The sequence below is a fragment of the Hoylesella pleuritidis genome, assembly GCF_963541955.1.
GTDB classification, from domain to species: Bacteria; Bacteroidota; Bacteroidia; order Bacteroidales; family Bacteroidaceae; genus Prevotella; species Prevotella pleuritidis.
In genome coordinates this window covers 67,705-83,711 of record NZ_CAUTUT010000012.1, presented here as the reverse complement: position 1 = coordinate 83,711, position 16,007 = coordinate 67,705, and the positions used below count along the sequence as shown (strand labels likewise).

The 16,007-nt window shown below is 43.5% G+C and carries 12 protein-coding genes, 1 tRNA gene and 1 pseudogene; 9 read left to right on the top strand and 5 right to left on the bottom strand.

What is annotated here, in order from left to right:
- The 9 genes from RWY97_RS06685 to RWY97_RS06645 form a co-directional block, all read left to right on the top strand.
- The coding region (locus RWY97_RS06685) for a hypothetical protein (protein ID WP_315566245.1) at nucleotides 1–243 on the top strand (243 nt) is incomplete at its 5' end.
- A 373-nt stretch (nucleotides 244–616) separates the two neighbouring features.
- Nucleotides 617–691 (top strand) — tRNA-Val (locus RWY97_RS06680).
- Between the two features lie 126 nt (nucleotides 692–817).
- Nucleotides 818–2,164: an adenylosuccinate lyase gene (gene purB / locus RWY97_RS06675; protein WP_315566244.1), complete on the top strand. Its 1,347-nt coding sequence runs from the start codon at nucleotides 818–820 to the stop codon at nucleotides 2,162–2,164.
- Nucleotides 2,165–2,217: 53 nt separating this feature from the next.
- On the top strand, nucleotides 2,218–3,630 hold the full coding sequence (locus RWY97_RS06670; protein ID WP_315566242.1) for a pseudouridine synthase: 1,413 nt from the start codon (nucleotides 2,218–2,220) through the stop codon (nucleotides 3,628–3,630).
- Between the two features lie 114 nt (nucleotides 3,631–3,744).
- Entirely contained in the window at nucleotides 3,745–5,139 is a 1,395-nt protein-coding gene (asnS, locus tag RWY97_RS06665) for an asparagine--tRNA ligase (RefSeq protein ID WP_315566249.1), read from the top strand.
- 372 nt (nucleotides 5,140–5,511) lie between these two features.
- Complete coding sequence (locus RWY97_RS06660; protein ID WP_315566240.1) at nucleotides 5,512–9,282, top strand: hypothetical protein; 3,771 nt, start codon at nucleotides 5,512–5,514, stop codon at nucleotides 9,280–9,282.
- Nucleotides 9,283–9,359: 77 nt separating this feature from the next.
- A complete protein-coding gene (locus RWY97_RS06655) occupies nucleotides 9,360–9,884 on the top strand; it encodes a hypothetical protein (protein ID WP_021583841.1) in 525 nt (174 codons plus the stop codon).
- A gap of 9 nt (nucleotides 9,885–9,893) precedes the next feature.
- Nucleotides 9,894–11,033 carry an OmpA family protein gene (locus RWY97_RS06650; protein WP_315566238.1) on the top strand — a complete coding sequence of 380 codons (1,140 nt, stop codon included), beginning with the start codon at nucleotides 9,894–9,896 and terminating at the stop codon, nucleotides 11,031–11,033.
- A gap of 95 nt (nucleotides 11,034–11,128) precedes the next feature.
- Nucleotides 11,129–11,536, top strand: a complete 408-nt coding sequence (locus RWY97_RS06645) for a DUF1573 domain-containing protein (RefSeq protein WP_021583789.1) — start codon at nucleotides 11,129–11,131, stop codon at nucleotides 11,534–11,536.
- A gap of 30 nt (nucleotides 11,537–11,566) precedes the next feature.
- Here RWY97_RS06645 and RWY97_RS06640 read toward each other — a convergent pair whose 3' ends face one another.
- From RWY97_RS06640 to recG, 5 genes and pseudogenes are all read right to left on the bottom strand, one after another.
- A complete protein-coding gene (locus RWY97_RS06640) occupies nucleotides 11,567–11,710 on the bottom strand; it encodes a hypothetical protein (RefSeq protein WP_155944341.1) in 144 nt (47 codons plus the stop codon).
- A gap of 343 nt (nucleotides 11,711–12,053) precedes the next feature.
- A complete protein-coding gene (locus tag RWY97_RS06635; RefSeq protein ID WP_315566237.1) occupies nucleotides 12,054–12,938 on the bottom strand; it encodes a hypothetical protein in 885 nt (294 codons plus the stop codon).
- A complete protein-coding gene (locus RWY97_RS06630; RefSeq protein ID WP_315566235.1) occupies nucleotides 12,925–13,809 on the bottom strand; it encodes a hypothetical protein in 885 nt (294 codons plus the stop codon). Before RWY97_RS06630 ends, RWY97_RS06635 begins: the two co-directional genes overlap by 14 nt.
- Nucleotides 13,796–13,888: pseudogene (locus tag RWY97_RS09955) on the bottom strand (HmuY family protein); the annotation flags it as partial. The pseudogene RWY97_RS09955 and the gene RWY97_RS06630, both read right to left, overlap by 14 nt.
- Before the next feature lie 19 nt (nucleotides 13,889–13,907).
- Nucleotides 13,908–16,007 carry an ATP-dependent DNA helicase RecG gene (gene recG / locus RWY97_RS06625; protein ID WP_315566234.1) on the bottom strand — a complete coding sequence of 700 codons (2,100 nt, stop codon included), beginning with the start codon at nucleotides 16,005–16,007 and terminating at the stop codon, nucleotides 13,908–13,910.

Below are 16,007 nucleotides of genomic sequence, written 5' to 3'. Positions count from 1 at the left end.
AGTTCGAAGGACTTGAAAGCAAAAAGCCGACGGCCATCGATGCTGACGGAAATCTTTTTGTCTATTAATTCTCCCATATATTCTATTTTTATTAATAATCATATTAAAAAGCAAATTGACAGGATTTGTGAGGAAAGAGAAAGAAAATGCAAAGCCTTGTCAGTTTCGATTTCAAAAATAGATAAAAAACAGATAGACTACAAGGATGATAGAGTAAAAAAGATAAAATATAGGAGAATTTAACACTGTGATTCTTTTCAAAAGACTTTTATTCTCAAGGTAAAAGTGTATGATTTCAGAGAAATGTAATATGGCGTGTATATTCGGTTCATTTGTTAAGTAGTTGATAGCCAGTGATAAAGCGAGTGTGGCGTAAGAATGTAGTGTGAGAAATGAAGATAATTGGTATTTGATAATATACAGACCTACATAGAATAGAAAAGTAGTCCCTTTGCATTGTTGTTAATTTCTTTCTGATGGTAAAGTGTTATGAGCAAAGAAATTAATTACTAAGTAAAAATTTGATGAATAAGTCGTTTGATAAAAAAAATGAAAAGATTTGGCAGTGTCGAAAAACTGTTGTATCTTTGCAACCGCTTTTCAAATGGGAAAACGAGGGCGTTTAGCTCAGCTGGTTTAGAGCATCTGCCTTACAAGCAGAGGGTCGGGGGTTCGAATCCCTCAACGCCCACAAAGTTGTTCCGCAATTCTCGACAGAGATTTGTGGAATTTTTCTTTTTAGAAGTTTTATCATAAATAATTGTCGCCGTATCAATTTTAATTCGTAATTTTGTGCACAGAATAATGATATATCAATATGACTCTTGACTTATTGACCGCTATATCTCCTATTGATGGTCGTTATAGAGATAAAACGGAGCTTTTGGCTGATTACTTTTCCGAATATGCGTTGATTCGTTATCGCGTACGGGTAGAAATCGAATATTTTATAGCTTTATGCGAATTGCCGTTGCCACAGCTGATTTCTTTGGATAAAATGCTATTTGAACAATTGCGCGATATCTATAGAAATTTTGGTGAAGAAGAGGCTCGTCGGGTGAAAGCCATTGAAGAGGTTACCAATCATGATGTTAAAGCTGTGGAGTATTTCATTAAAGAGGAGTTTGATAAAATCGGTGGCTTAGATGTTTATAAGGAATTTGTCCATTTCGGACTCACTTCGCAGGATATTAATAATACGAGTGTTCCGCTTTCTCTGAAAGAAGCATTGGAGTGTGTCTTTTTTCCGCAAGTGGAAGAATTGATAGCTCAATTGCGTACTTATTCAGATGAGTGGAAAGATGTGCCGATGCTAGCCCGTACACATGGACAGCCGGCTTCGCCTACTCGCTTGGGAAAAGAAGTGATGGTGTTCGTCTACCGGCTGACTGAGCAATTGAACACGTTGAAAGCTTGTAAACTGACGGCTAAATTCGGAGGAGCCACAGGTAATTTCAATGCCCATCACGTGGCCTATCCTGCTTTTGATTGGAAAGACTTTGGGAATCGATTCATTCGGGAGAAATTAGGCTTGGATCGTGAACAGTATACCACGCAGATCAGCAATTATGACCATTTAGGAAGTGTATTTGATGCGATACGCCGGATCAATACGGTCATTCTCGATTTGGACCGGGATTTTTGGCTGTATATTTCGATGGAATATTTCAAGCAGAAGATCAAGGTCGGCGAAGTGGGGTCGAGTGCGATGCCGCATAAGGTGAATCCGATCGATTTTGAGAATAGCGAGGGTAACTTGGAAATTGCAAATGCCATTTTCCAATTTTTGGCCAGGAAATTGCCTGTAAGTCGGTTACAACGTGATTTGACCGATTCTACGGTATTGCGCAATGTGGGAGTGCCGATGGGGCATAGTATTATTGCCGTTCAAAGTACGTTGAAGGGATTGCGTAAACTCATTCTCAATACGGAGAGATTGAATGAAGATTTAGATGATACGTGGGCAGTGGTGGCCGAAGCCATTCAGACGATCTTGCGACGTGAAGTTTATCCGCATCCTTATGAGGCATTGAAAGCACTCACTCGGACTAATCAGAGAATGACCGAAGAGACGATTCATGATTTTATTAAGACGTTGGACGTCAGTGGCAGGGTCAAGGAAGAATTGCTGGCAATAACGCCGCGTAATTATATTGGAATTTAAGAAATAATTATTTATTAACGAGCCGTGAGGCTAAAAGAAAGCAGAATGTAAATATGGATTCAGAGTTAGAAAACAAAGTACAAGATTCATCAGCAGAGCAGAATCAAAGTAACCGTGAGAGTTATCAGCCGGAAGGTTATTATCAGAAAGAGCATCGTAATGGAGTAAGATCACAACGGCCACGTATTCATACGCCGCGCGCTTATAATCTGGATAGAAATAACGACAGGGAAAGCAGCGGATTCCGCCCCGAAGGTTTTGGTGGTGTACTCCAGTCGGGCAGCGAAGAGGTGCAATCTCGTCAGTATCGTCCTCGTTTCAATAATAATAGCAGTGGCTATCAGCCCCGTCAGGGTGACTATGGTCAACCTCGCCAGGGCGGTTATCGCCCACGTTATTACAATAACAATGGTGACAACGGCGGTGGTTATCAACCTTATCAAGGTGGCTATGGTCAATCTCGTCAGTATCGTCCTCGTTATAATAATAACAATGCTGAAAGTAGTTATCAACCCCGCCAAGTTGGTTATCAGCATCGTGAGGGAGGTTATCAACCTCGCGGCGGTTATAATAACAATCGTGGTGGATATAATCGTAGCGGTTGCAATAATAATTGTGGTTATAATAACAATCGTGGTGATTATAATCAGGGAAGTGGCTATCGTCAGCGTACGCCCGACTATGATCCGAATGCCAAATATAGTATGAAGAAGCGCATTGAGTATAAGGAAGAACATATCGATCCTAATGAGCCGATTCGCCTTAATAAATACCTTGCTAATGCGGGCGTTTGTAGTCGCCGTGAAGCTGATGAGTTTATTCAGGCTGGCGTTGTTACCGTCAATGGTACTGTTGTCACGGAACTTGGTACAAAAGTTTTACGTTCGGATATTGTGGTCTTCCACGAGCAGCCCGTATCTTTGGAAAAGAAAGTCTATGTGCTTCTCAATAAACCGAAAGATTATGTCACTACCAATGATGATCCGCAGCAGCGTAAAACTGTGATGGATCTGGTTAAGAACGTTTGTCCGGAGCGTATATATCCCGTAGGTCGTTTAGACCGTAATACCACTGGTGTATTGCTTCTCACCAATGATGGTGACCTTGCCAGCAAACTTACGCATCCCAAGTTTTTAAAGAAAAAGGTGTATCACGTGTTCTTAGACAAGAATGTCACTGCACATGATTTGCAGCAGATTGCTGAGGGGGTTACGTTGGATGATGGTGAAGTGCATGCAGATGCTATTGAATATGCCAATGATGCAGCAAAGAACCAGGTAGGAATTGAAATTCATAGTGGTAAGAATCGTATTGTACGTCGTATTTTTGAGAGCCTGGGTTATCGTGTTATCAAATTAGATCGGGTGCAGTTTGCTGGTTTGACCAAGAAGGGACTTCGTCGCGGTGATTGGCGGTTCCTTACGGAAAAAGAGGTTGATATGTTGCGAATGGGAGCATTTGAATAATAAAATAAAGGTAAAAGATGACTTAATTTTTATGAATTAAAAAGATAAGGATATGTAAATATTAGGTCGTGAAGTTTTATTAATTTAAACGAGTGGAATAGAAAGCTAACGATGATGAAAAGAATAAAAGTCGTTGATGTGCTTCAATGTACAGACTTTGGCACTGTTGTTAATGTAAAGGGATGGGTGCGGACACATCGCAGCAGTAAAGCTGTCGACTTTATCGCACTGAATGACGGTTCGACAATTAAGAATGTGCAGGTCGTTGTTAATCCCGCAGACTTTGACGAAGCCCTTTTGAAGCAACTCACCACAGGTGCTTGTATCAGTGTTATAGGTCGATTGGTGGAGAGCCAAGGACTGGGACAGTTATCGGAAATTCAGTGCCAAAGCATCGAGCTCTATGGAACTTGTGGTTCGGACTACCCGATGCAGAAGAAAGGACAGAGCTTTGAATATATGCGTCAGTATGCGCATTTGCGCCTACGCACCAATACTTTCGGAGCGGTTATGCGTATCCGGCATAATATGGCTATCGCTATTCATAAGTATTTTCACGATCACGGTTTCTTCTACTTTCACACGCCGATTATTACGGCTAGTGATTGCGAGGGGGCAGGAGAGATGTTTCAGGTGACGACTAAAAATCTCTATGACTTAAAAAAAGGCGAAGACGGAAAGATTATCTATACCGACGACTTTTTCGGTAAGATGACCAGTCTAACCGTGAGTGGCCAGTTGGAGGGTGAATTGGGGGCAACGTCGCTTGGACAGATTTATACGTTCGGTCCTACATTCCGTGCAGAGAATTCCAATACGCCGCGCCATTTGGCTGAGTTTTGGATGATCGAACCCGAAGTTGCCTTTGTCGACTTGCCCGAACTGATGGATTTAGAAGAAGACTTCATTAAATACTGTGTTCGCTGGGCGCTTGACAACTGCAAGGATGATCTCGAATTCCTCAATAAGATGATCGACAAGACCTTGATTGAGCGTTTACAAGGCATCGTTAAAGAGTCGTTTGTCCGTTTGCCTTACACCGAGGGAATCGAGATTCTTGAGGGGGCAGTAGCCCAAGGGCGCAAGTTCGAGTTCCCCGTAACGTGGGGAATGGATTTGGCCAGCGAGCATGAGCGTTTTTTGGTGGAGGAACACTTCAAGCGTCCCATTATTATGACGGATTATCCCAAAGACATCAAGGCTTTCTATATGAAGATCAATGATGACGGAAAGACCGTCCAGGGTACCGATGTCTTGTTTCCGCAGATCGGCGAAATCATCGGTGGTAGCGTCCGCGAAGAAAGTTATGACAAGCTGATGAGTGAAATCGAACGTCGTGATATTCCGATGAAAGATATGTGGTGGTATCTCGATACGCGTAGGTATGGAACCTGTCCGCACGGTGGTTTCGGTTTAGGCTTCGAGCGTCTCATTCTGTTTGTTACCGGGATGCAGAATATCCGAGACGTTATCCCGTTCCCACGTACCCCTAAAACAGCAGAGTTTTAAGAAAGATAAAGGATAGAAAAAGAGCGATGAAAGTTTATTTGCCAATGCTATTTAAACTTTCATCGCTCTTTTTCTATCCTTTATCTTTTTACCTTTAATTATATAGACGTAATATTACATATAAATAACATATTCACTTCTCTTTCTGGTACTTTTCAATTATCTTTATGACAATAGTCCCTTTCTTTATCCAGAAAATTCCCTTCTGAAACGTTAAACTCTCACGTTTTCCAACTTAAAATAAAAAAAATATATCCTTTTATTTGCTTGTTTTAATATTTATTTCTATTTTTGCACCGAAATAGCATATCCTGAATTAAAAAGGATAGAGAGACATGTTTTTTATATAATTGTTTAATTAAATTTTATCGTATGAAGAGAAAAATTTTTAGTACGTTGCTTATGGGTGCATTTTTCATCGCATCTATGAGTATGTTTACGTCTTGTAAAGACTACGATGATGACATTAAATCTAATGCCAATGACATCGCAGCTTTGAAGACGCAGCTGAAGACGCTGGAGGCGGCTTTGGAAAAAGCAAAGCAGGATGCTGCTACGGCTCAGGCCAAATTTGCAACAAAGCAAGAACTCAAAGACTTGCAGGAGAAAATCAAAAATGTTGTTACAGCAGAAGAGCTGAAAAAAGCAGTTGATGAGTGTAAGGCTTTGATCGAAAAGAATGCTAGTGCAGAAAAGATTAAAGCTTTAGCTGAAAAGATCGACGGTATCAATGGTACCTTGAATACATTGGGTACAACCGTTAACACTTTGGAAGGTGCTATCAAGGCTGCAAAGGCAAATCTTGAAGCTCAGGGCTATGCTTTTGAAAAGTTGGGCGAAGCTCTCGCTGGTAAGGCTAATAAGGCTGAGGTTGAGAAGCAGATCAAAGATTTGAAAGATCAGATCGCCCTTCTCAAAGGTGGTGCCGATTCTTCTAAAACTCTGCAAGAGTTGAAGAGCAAATTGCAGACATTGAGTGACAATATCGACAAGACGATGGGCAAGATGAACCTCTTGACTGTTCTTATTGATAGGAAACTCACTGCACTCGTACTGATGCCCTCTTTCTATTGGGAAGGTCTTGCAGGTATCGAGTTACCCGCAATCTACAATGCACCGACTTATTCATTCGACGGTAAGACGACGTTTACTTACAAGCAGACTGGTGCTTCTGGTTATGAAACGATTAAAATCACAGCTGACAACAGACATCCCGTAGCAAGCGGTGCAACAATTACCATTATGGACGGTGCCGTTGCTAAGTATCACGTTGATCCGACATCGGCGAGTCTTGAAAATGCTACATTCAGTTTCTTTACGAACGAGGCTGATGTTTACACACGTGGTGGTGGGGAATTCGCTACTCCTAAGGTTGCTAAGTTCGATGGTAAAGTAAACAACGTAAAGGATGGTATTCTTACTGTTCCTTTCAAGGCTGACTTTGCAAAACTCTCGAAGTATTATAACGATTGGGTTGCAAGTTCTAACAACGATCCTAATATCAATAACAATGGTTGGGAAGATGCAGATCACGAGCGCTCTTACGGTGGTAAGTTGCCGTTCGTTGCTCTTCAAACTTCTTTCCCCAAAACAGAGAATGAAGCAGCCCGTACGATTACTTCTGATTATGCAGTTGTAACGCCTGCTAAGATTCAGCTTCGTGCTTTGGCTGATAACAATCCTGACGAAGTTCTCGACAAGGGTACATTCGTAAATTCTACACCTCACGTTGGTGTTATCGGTGATAACCACCTCTATACTTCGCTCTACGGAACTCTTAATGAGGAATTCGGCCAGACACTTGCTGATGCTCAGACTCACGGTGTATTGACAATGCCTGCTACACACGGCGTTGTTTATAATAGTACGATCGATCTGAAGCCTTTCATCGAGACTCACGCAAACTATATTACATTTGCTAAGTACGGTAAGGCTAAACATGATTACACGATGACAGCTGAGGAGCTTGAAGCTCTTGGTTTGAAGTATAAGTTTACTGTTGTTGACTATCGTCACGGTGAAGAAAAGACAAGCGAGTCTGCACACATCGAGCAGATTGCTGATGGTGTCTTTGCTCCGCGTTCTGTAACGAAAGATGGCCAAACTATTAAGGGTAAGGTTGCTACACGTGAAGTGATCGACCGTGAGCCGTTGGTACGTGTTGACCTCGTTGATACTAAGGGTAACGTTGTTCTTTACGGTTACATCAAACTGCGTATTATCGCTGCTGAATTGCAAGATAAGGTTGTTGAGGTTGAGCTGAACGGCATTTATATGAACTGTGGTGATAAGGGTAAGATGACTTGGTCGCAGGTTGAAAGCCAGATTCTTTCTATCCTCGGAACAAATGGTCTTACAAAGCAGGAGTTTGAAAAGAACTACTATCTTGAAGTGAAAGCAGGTAAGACTGTAATGCCGACTGAGGCAGATGGTCACCTCTACACTGAAGGCTGGCAGGCTATCCGTTACAGTGAGCCTAAACTTGCTGCTAAGTTGGCTAACCAAGAAGATGCTTACGGTCGCGTATGGTACACTCCGCACGACAATGCAACCAATCCGCAGGCTTGGGATGCTCAGACCAACGTTTTGGAATGGAACCTTACCGATGATGCTACGGCTGGTAAGATGAATGCTGCTAAGTATAAGAAGTTTATGGAAGAGTATGGCGTAACCTACGCTTCTAAGGGCGAAAATACAAAGGATGCTTTCACTTGGGTACGTTTCATCAACAAGATCGACGGTACAAGTGTCTGGGTTAAATTGAACTTTGCTCCTCATAAGGTTCACTTCGAGTATGGTAAGGTTTCTGGTAAGGACCTCCACCACTGGTATCAGTTCAACTCGGCTTATGTTCCTGGTACAGAGTCTGACCTCGATGTACACTTCAACGTTCCTACACCGGCTGAGGTTAACAAGGTTGACTTGACCAATGCTAAGTTCGATAAGGATGTTCGTGAATACTGGGTTGACAAGAAATTGTTGCTCACACTTGAAGGTCCGAAGGATAAGTTTACCAAATTCTATAATACCGACAAGTCTGTTAAGACTACGATCGACTTCGAGTTCACATTGCCGAAGAAGGGTGTTAACTCTACAATTAATGCAGCAGGTGACACGTGGGTTGTAGAAGGTATTTCAGGGTCTAAGTGGACATTGAAATTGACGGACAATAACCATAAGATTGTTGCCATTGCACAAAATGGTAGAACGATCACTCCTGAGGATGTTGCTGAACTCCGTCAGAACTCTGATGACCATAAGTATTCTGTTCTCCACTACTTTGGTGATGAGACTCCTAATAACAATGCTGCAACTGACCTTGTAAACAAGATGGGTCGTCGCGATGCTGAAGGTAAGGATATCATGGCCGATTATCTGACCGCTAACATCGACAAAACGTTTACTGCTTACATCGAGATTAAGGCTTCTCAGGATCCTTGCTATGCTCCATTGTTGGCTAATAACTTCTTCAATGTACGTGTTCTCCGTCCAATCAACGTATGGCCAAAGAATATTACTTGGACCGACGCTTTGAACAATACTGAGACCGTTAAGATCGAGGATTTGATCAATATCAAGGACTGGCGTGACTATGATGTATTGGTTAATGGTAACTTTACAGAGGGTAAGGTTCCTTATCACTTCTATGGTATTACCGACTTGGCTGTTATCCGTGAACAGATCCGTTCGGATGCTGACCTTGAATACTCAGTGCGTAGCGGTGCAGCTCTGACAGATCTTGCTAAGATCAAGGCTTTGAAGACCGTTGACCGGATTCCTTCACTCACAAGCTATAAGACTGTTGCCGGTATTACAACAGCAACTTACCTCAAAGTTAAGAATGCTGCTGGTACAGAGGTTTACAATGATGCACATCACGGAATGTCAGGTAACGGCTGGACAGAAGGTGATATGGCAGGCAAGAAGTATGGTACCATTGAGTACACCAATAACGGTGGAGGTGCTCAGATCTTCCACGTTTATGTTCCTATCGCAGTGAAGTACAACTGGGGTAACGTGATCAACAAGAAGACCAACGCTTCTACAAGCGGTGTTGATAAGAAGTTGAACTACACGCAGGTTGTTTGGGTTACCATTACGGTTAATAAGACAACTGGTTCTGGTGGTGCTAAGAAGAACTAATTAGGTTATTGTAATCTAATCAAATATCAAAGAGGGGTGTCACTCGTTGACACCCCTTTTTTCCTAAAAGTCGAGATATGAGAAAAAGTGTAATTTATCTTTTTTTGCTTTCACTCCTTGTAGTAACGGCGGTGTCGTCTTGCGGTAAGAAAGAAAAATCTGTTAAGCAGTTGGAAGATGAATTTCTCATTCAACCCAAAGATTCTTTCAACAATGCAGATACGGCAGAAGTCAGAAAATTGGTAGACGAGTTTGTTTATCGGTTGGACCGCAAGGATATCAAAGCTGCTGTATCGATGTTGTCATTCCTTGACGGAGACAGCATTGTTCCTCTTCCGGGGAGCTTGGCTAAAAGGCAGGCCAATGCTTTGATGAGTATGCGAGGTATTCGTTACACCGTTGAAAGATTGGTTTTTGATCAGGAGAAGGATAATATTGTGAAGCTGAATGCCGTGCTTTTTGAAAAGAAAGCTGGCGACCTGCGACCCAATACTATCGCTTTTTATCTGAAACCTATCCGCCGTGGTGGAAAGTGGTATCTTACTACTGCTGATAATGTGACGGACACGAATAACCTCAGTGGTACAAGAATTCAAAATTAATCGTTCATTATGAAAAGTTTAAAGTCTCTTATGGCTGCGGCTCTCTTTTTGGCGAGCACGTCGGCAATGGCTCAGGCTTCCTATGTAGATAAGGAGGGTAATGAGTACCAGTTTAAGAAGCACCTTTTCTTGAACCTTGAAGGAGGAGCGCAATATACATTTGGCGAAGCCAAATTCAAGGATCTGATCAGTCCGAACGTACAACTCGGACTCGGCTATCAGTTCTGTCCGGTATTTGCTTTGCGTTTGCAAGCTAATGCTTGGCAGAGCAAAGGTGGCTGGAACGGCTATACGAACAGAGGACAGATTCTACCTTCGTTCACGGCTAATTATAAGTATAAGTATGTAGCACCGGGGCTCGACCTGATGTTTAATCTCTCCAATCTCTTCTGCGGTTGGAATCCCAATCGTGTTTTCAACCTGACTGCTTTTGTAGGCGGTGGGGCCAATGTTGCTTGGGGTAATGAGGAGGTGAATGATCTTGCCAAAGGTATTGCTAATGTGGTACCTTACAACCTCGAAAACCTTTGGGACGGTACGAAAGTGCTGCCTTACGGTCGCTGCGGTTTACAAGCCTGTTTCCGTTTGAGTAATGCCGTAAGTCTGTTGGTTGAGGGCAATGCCAATGTCCTGTCCGATAAGTATAACTCGAAGAAAGCCGGTAATGCCGACTGGTATTTCAACGGTCTGGTGGGTTTGCGCATTAATTTGGGCAAGAGCTATACCAAGAAAGAACAGCCTATTCCGGAACCTGTTCCCGAGCCTGTTATAGAAGAGCAGCCCGCACCCGTTGCTGAGCCTGCTCCTGTTGTTGGGCCGAAGGCAGAACCTTTACGTCGTGATGTCTTCTTTACCATCAACTCTTATAAGGTACGTGCTTCCGAGCTTCAGAAGATTCAGGAAATCGTTGATTATCTGAACAAAATCCCCGAAGCAAAGGTTACAGTTACGGGATATGCCGATGCCGGTACGGGTAATGACAAGATCAACGACAGAATCGCCGCACAGCGTGCTGCTTCTGTTGTCAATACATTGAAAACGCAGTATGGTATTTCTGCCGACCGCATTACATCCGACAGTAAGGGTGCCCGTGTTCAGCCGTTCGTAGAGAACGATAAGAACCGCGTTTCGATTTGTATTGCAGAGTAAATTAATATGATAAGTCCGTTGCTTTAGTCGTAGCGGCATTTGAGAATTGGGCAATGGGTTTCGTTTAATGAGCCCATTGCCATTTTTTTATTTCTATGAAACAGATTTATTGCGCGATACTGTTGCTGCTCATATTGAGCGGCTGTAAACAAAGGCTGAAGCCAGTATCTACACCGAGTGTGCAGACCACGATACGGTTTGAGAATACCGATCATGATTTCGGTCAGTATGCAGAACGAGAGTCCAAGCGTTGTTCTTTCGTTTTCAGTAATACAGGGCGGAAACCGTTATTTATTAGTAGTGTGGAAACCGATTGCGGATGCACAACCGTTGTTTTCCCGAAACATCCTGTTGCACCCAATGAGAAAGACAGTCTTGTTGTTACCTACGACGGTAATGGTTTTATTCCCGGTGCCTATCGCAAATGGATTACGGTGCAGACCAATGGCGCAGACAGCGCCGTGATGTTGACGATTTATGGACGGTATGCACCGAATGATTGATAGATATTATTGCCTAATGCGAGTTCGATGCTAACTCTCTTCTAAACAACTGTCAAAGTCGCAACGGAGTTGCGACAATCGCAGTAACGGAGTTACGGCAAACGTAGTAACGGGGTTACGATAAATGGCACAACGAAACAGCGACAAGCATTGCTGCTCCGATACCGTATACATTGATGTTCTTGAAACACGATGGCCCATACATTGATAAATTCATCGAGTGTATGTTGCCTAGGAAATAGTTGGTAAAAACTTACTGTTATTAACTGGAAAGTATATAGAATCTATATGCTGAATGATGGCGGAAAGGGATAAATGGATTGACCTGCCGGTTAGAAAGCAGATATCCTTTATCTCAGGCGATGACAAGTCCTATGGGAGAGGGGCACTACTCCTATACTTGTGTGGCAGAAGTATAATACTTCTTGTTTGACATAAATATAGGGAAAAAGGATTGTAATAAAAAGAAACGGCGAAAAATATAGGAGAGATAGCCCTTTATTTGTGCCGTTTCCTGTCAAATTTCTACCTGTTTTTGCCTTGCCTCTTTTCTTTGTTGCAGAAAATAACCCACTGGTATGGCAATTCCTATTATTGCAATTGCCAAATGTATGGGATATTGTGAAGGGGTTGCCCATATTTTCCCAATGATGCCTGTGCGGTTGAAGACTTCCACTGCAATCCAAAATACGATAACCGTTGCAGTGGCCATACGGATGTTGGCTCCCCAAGCATGCAGCCGAAGCTGTTTCCTGAAAATGAAAGGGGCACCCATCAAAGCACCTACAGCCACTGCAAACGTAAGAGGATGGTCTCTGCCTATAAAGATAGGGTCGTAACAGAACATCAGCAATAAGTAACAAGTCCACAACATCGTATTGATTTCCATAAAGGTGATAATGGAGACGTGTCGAGTCATACCATATTTGGCTATTTGGCGCTTATGACTGCCCAGCAGTCTGCTCTGCCACCAGTTCAGAAAGTTACAACCGTTGCGTGTGCTGAATATATACACCATCATCACCATTGCCCATAGCCCGAATGTGGCGGGTAGCAAAAGATATTCGGGACGGCTGATAATCTTTCCCGTTACTGGATCCATTTCGGCCTGTGTCCCGAAACGTTGTGCATAATACATAAAGAGGAAATCTACCCATCCTGTCCAAAAGAAGATACCGCCAATGAGCCCGAGCAGCGTTTGCCGTGTGTCGCCCTTGATAAATACACCTGTTACAACCATTATAAATCCGATAAGTCCTACAAGCATACCTGCACCCAAGAGTTGAGCTCCCGTATAATTCTCTTTGAGTACTCTGGCTATCAGATGTACCAACGGCATAGAGAAGAGTATTACGCCCATTGATACGAATGACCTGAAATAATATTGCTTATGCTCTGCCATTTTCTTCCCTTGTCTTTCTTTTCGTTCCTTTCAACCAAAGGTAAATCCCTAATGCAATGAACAAGAGTAGAATAATGATCAACTGCGGAGCATATTTCTCGGGTTCTACCCAAAACTCTTTGAAGAAGTTGATGCGACCGAGTATTTCAATGGGAGTCCAAAAGATGATGACGGTGGCAATAGCCATCCTGATATTGGCACCCCAAGCAGCTAATTTTAATTCGCGTTTGAACATAAAGACAGAGCCGATAAGACAGCCTATACCTACGAGGAAGGTAACTGGGTGATGGTCGCCGAGGAAGTTTTTGTCGTAGCAGAACATCAGAAGGAGGTAAAGGCCCCACAGCATCATATTAAGCTCCATAAACGTGATGATGCTGGTGTGGCGTGTCATCGGTTGGGCAGCGATTACTTTACGCCGACTTCGGAAACATACTTTTTGTATCCAAGTAATAAAGTCACAGCCGTTTTTCGTGCTGAATACGTACATCGTCATTACCATCATCCACATTCCGAATGATGCGGGCATAATGAGATATTCGGGTTTTGTTACTATGACATCGTTCTCTATTTCGGGCTGTACGCCGTAACGACGGGCATAGTAGAGGAAGAGAAATTCCACCCATCCCGTCCAGAACAGGAGTCCGCCGAAGAGTCCCCACAGCGTTTGTCGCGTGTCACCTTTGGCGAAAACGCCCACAATGACCAGGAATAATCCTGCAAGCCCCATCAGGAAGCCTGCATAATGCATTGCCGAGGGAGACATCAGTCTCTCCATCAGAATCATCAGTGCGTGCCCTAAGGGCATCGAGAATAATACCAGGAGAAAAGAGGCGATGGTGCGCCACCAGTAATTTCTATTTGAGTTCATCGCAATAATAACTTATTTGTCCGCCGGTATCGCCGATTTCTACGTCGGCCTTGTACCAACTCTTTATGATCTGATTTTTTTTAGTGAAAGGATCGGTTTTAGCTGATTGCCGCCCAATTAATATTAGTCTTTCTTAATTCTTTTAATCGATTCCAGAGCATTTTATATTCTGGTTTCTCGCACGTGGGATCAGCATCGATAATCTTTTGTGCCTCATTGCGAGCCATCTGAACGATTTGTCCGTCGCGGGCAATATCGGCGATTTTTAAATCGAATGCGATGCCGCTTTGCTGTGTTCCTTCGAGGTCGCCGGGACCGCGCAGTTTGAGATCTGCTTCTGCAATGCGGAAGCCATCATTGGTATCGCACATAATATCAATACGTTTGCGAGTTTCTTCGGCCAACTTATAGGATGTGACTAAAATACAATAACTCTGGTCGGCACCGCGACCTACTCGCCCGCGTAGCTGATGCAGTTGGGAGAGCCCGAATCGTTGCGCATCGAGAATCACCATTACCGAGGCATTAGGAACATTTACACCTACTTCGATAACCGTTGTAGCGACGAGTATCTGGGTTTCGCCTGACACGAATTTCTGCATTTCCGCCTCTTTATCCTTGGATTTCATCCTGCCGTGGACCTTACTCATCCGAAACTCGGGAAAAACTTGGCGTAGGGTCTCAAATCCCTCTTCGAGATTCTTCAAATCAATTTTCTCACTCTCTTTAATCAACGGAAAGACGATGTAAACCTGCCGGCCTTGATGGATCTGCTGACGAATTCCTTGATACAAGCTTGCCATCTGTGTATCATATTTATGTATTGTCTGAATTGGTTTGCGACCGGGCGGTAGTTCATCGATGACACTGACATCAAGATCTCCATAAATTGTCATCGCCAACGTACGTGGAATGGGGGTGGCAGTCATCACCAACACGTGTGGCGGATTGTCACTCTTGCTCCACAACTTGGCGCGTTGAGCTACGCCGAAACGATGTTGCTCGTCGACGACGACAAATCCTAAGCGGGCGAATTGCACCGTGTCTTCGATTACTGCGTGTGTGCCCACCAAGATATGGACATTTCCGGTAGCCAGACCTGCCAACACTTCCTGCCTACGCTTGCCTTGAACGACGCCTGTGAGTAACTCGATGCGGACATCCATACCGTGTAGAAACTCTTTAATCGTTGTGAGATGTTGTTCGGCCAAGATTTCTGTCGGTGCCATAATGCAGGCTTGGAAACCGTTGTCTAAGGCTATCAGCATAGACATCAGTGCCACAAGTGTCTTGCCCGAGCCCACATCTCCTTGTAAAAGTCGATTCATCTGGCGCCCGCTGTGCATATCGGCACGAATCTCGCGAATCACTCGTTTCTGTGCGTTTGTCAGTTGAAAAGGCAGGTTTTGGGTGTAAAATGTATTGAAGAAACGACCTACCTGCGAGAACATATATCCGCGATACTTGCGTCGATGATCGCTGGCATAACGCAGAATATTGAGTTGCACATAGAACAATTCCTCGAATTTGAGTCGTAATCGGGCCTGTTGCATTTCGTCGGCAGTTTTCGGATAATGAATCTGTCGAAATGCCCGGTCGCGTGAAATCAAGTGAAGCGGTTCCACGATATAAGGCGGAAGTGTTTCGGGCAGCGGTGAGGGGAGTTTTTCCAAGAGCGTCTTCTCCAATCGTTCGATGGCCCGCGACTGCATTCCCGCTTTCTTCATCTTCTCCGTTGTGACGTAATAAGGTTGCATTCCCATCTCTGACAGTTGCAGTGTTGATGCGTCGTCAATGTCAGGATGGGCAAATTGATAACGTCCGTTAAATACTGTCGGTTTGCCGAACACGATGTATTCGCGTTCTACCTTATAGGTTTTTGCTGCATATTGTACGCCCTGAAACCAAACTAAGTCTACGATTCCCGTACCATCGGTGAAGTGAGCTACGAGTCGTTTGCGCCTTGGCCCATTGACAAATTCTTCAAAACTGAGGATCTTTCCCTTAATCTGCACGAACGGCATATCAACAGATAGCTCTACAATGGTATAGATTCTGCTGCGATCCACATACTTATAAGGATAATATTCCAATAACTCTCCCCACGTCTGAATATGGAGTTCGCGGTTTAAAATATCCTTACGTTTCGGCCCCATACCGGGCAAATACATAATGTCTTTGTCTAAGATCGCAGTCAA

Coding starts and splice junctions, on each gene's coding strand:
- purB (WP_315566244.1), top strand. CDS start 818: ATGACTCTTGACTTATTGACCGCTATATCTCCTATTGATGGTCGTTAT.
- RWY97_RS06670 (WP_315566242.1), top strand. CDS start 2,218: ATGGATTCAGAGTTAGAAAACAAAGTACAAGATTCATCAGCAGAGCAG.
- asnS (WP_315566249.1), top strand. CDS start 3,745: ATGAAAAGAATAAAAGTCGTTGATGTGCTTCAATGTACAGACTTTGGC.
- RWY97_RS06660 (WP_315566240.1), top strand. CDS start 5,512: ATGAAGAGAAAAATTTTTAGTACGTTGCTTATGGGTGCATTTTTCATC.
- RWY97_RS06655 (WP_021583841.1), top strand. CDS start 9,360: ATGAGAAAAAGTGTAATTTATCTTTTTTTGCTTTCACTCCTTGTAGTA.
- RWY97_RS06650 (WP_315566238.1), top strand. CDS start 9,894: ATGAAAAGTTTAAAGTCTCTTATGGCTGCGGCTCTCTTTTTGGCGAGC.
- RWY97_RS06645 (WP_021583789.1), top strand. CDS start 11,129: ATGAAACAGATTTATTGCGCGATACTGTTGCTGCTCATATTGAGCGGC.
- RWY97_RS06640 (WP_155944341.1), bottom strand. CDS start 11,710: ATGTATACGGTATCGGAGCAGCAATGCTTGTCGCTGTTTCGTTGTGCC.
- RWY97_RS06635 (WP_315566237.1), bottom strand. CDS start 12,938: ATGGCAGAGCATAAGCAATATTATTTCAGGTCATTCGTATCAATGGGC.
- RWY97_RS06630 (WP_315566235.1), bottom strand. CDS start 13,809: ATGAACTCAAATAGAAATTACTGGTGGCGCACCATCGCCTCTTTTCTC.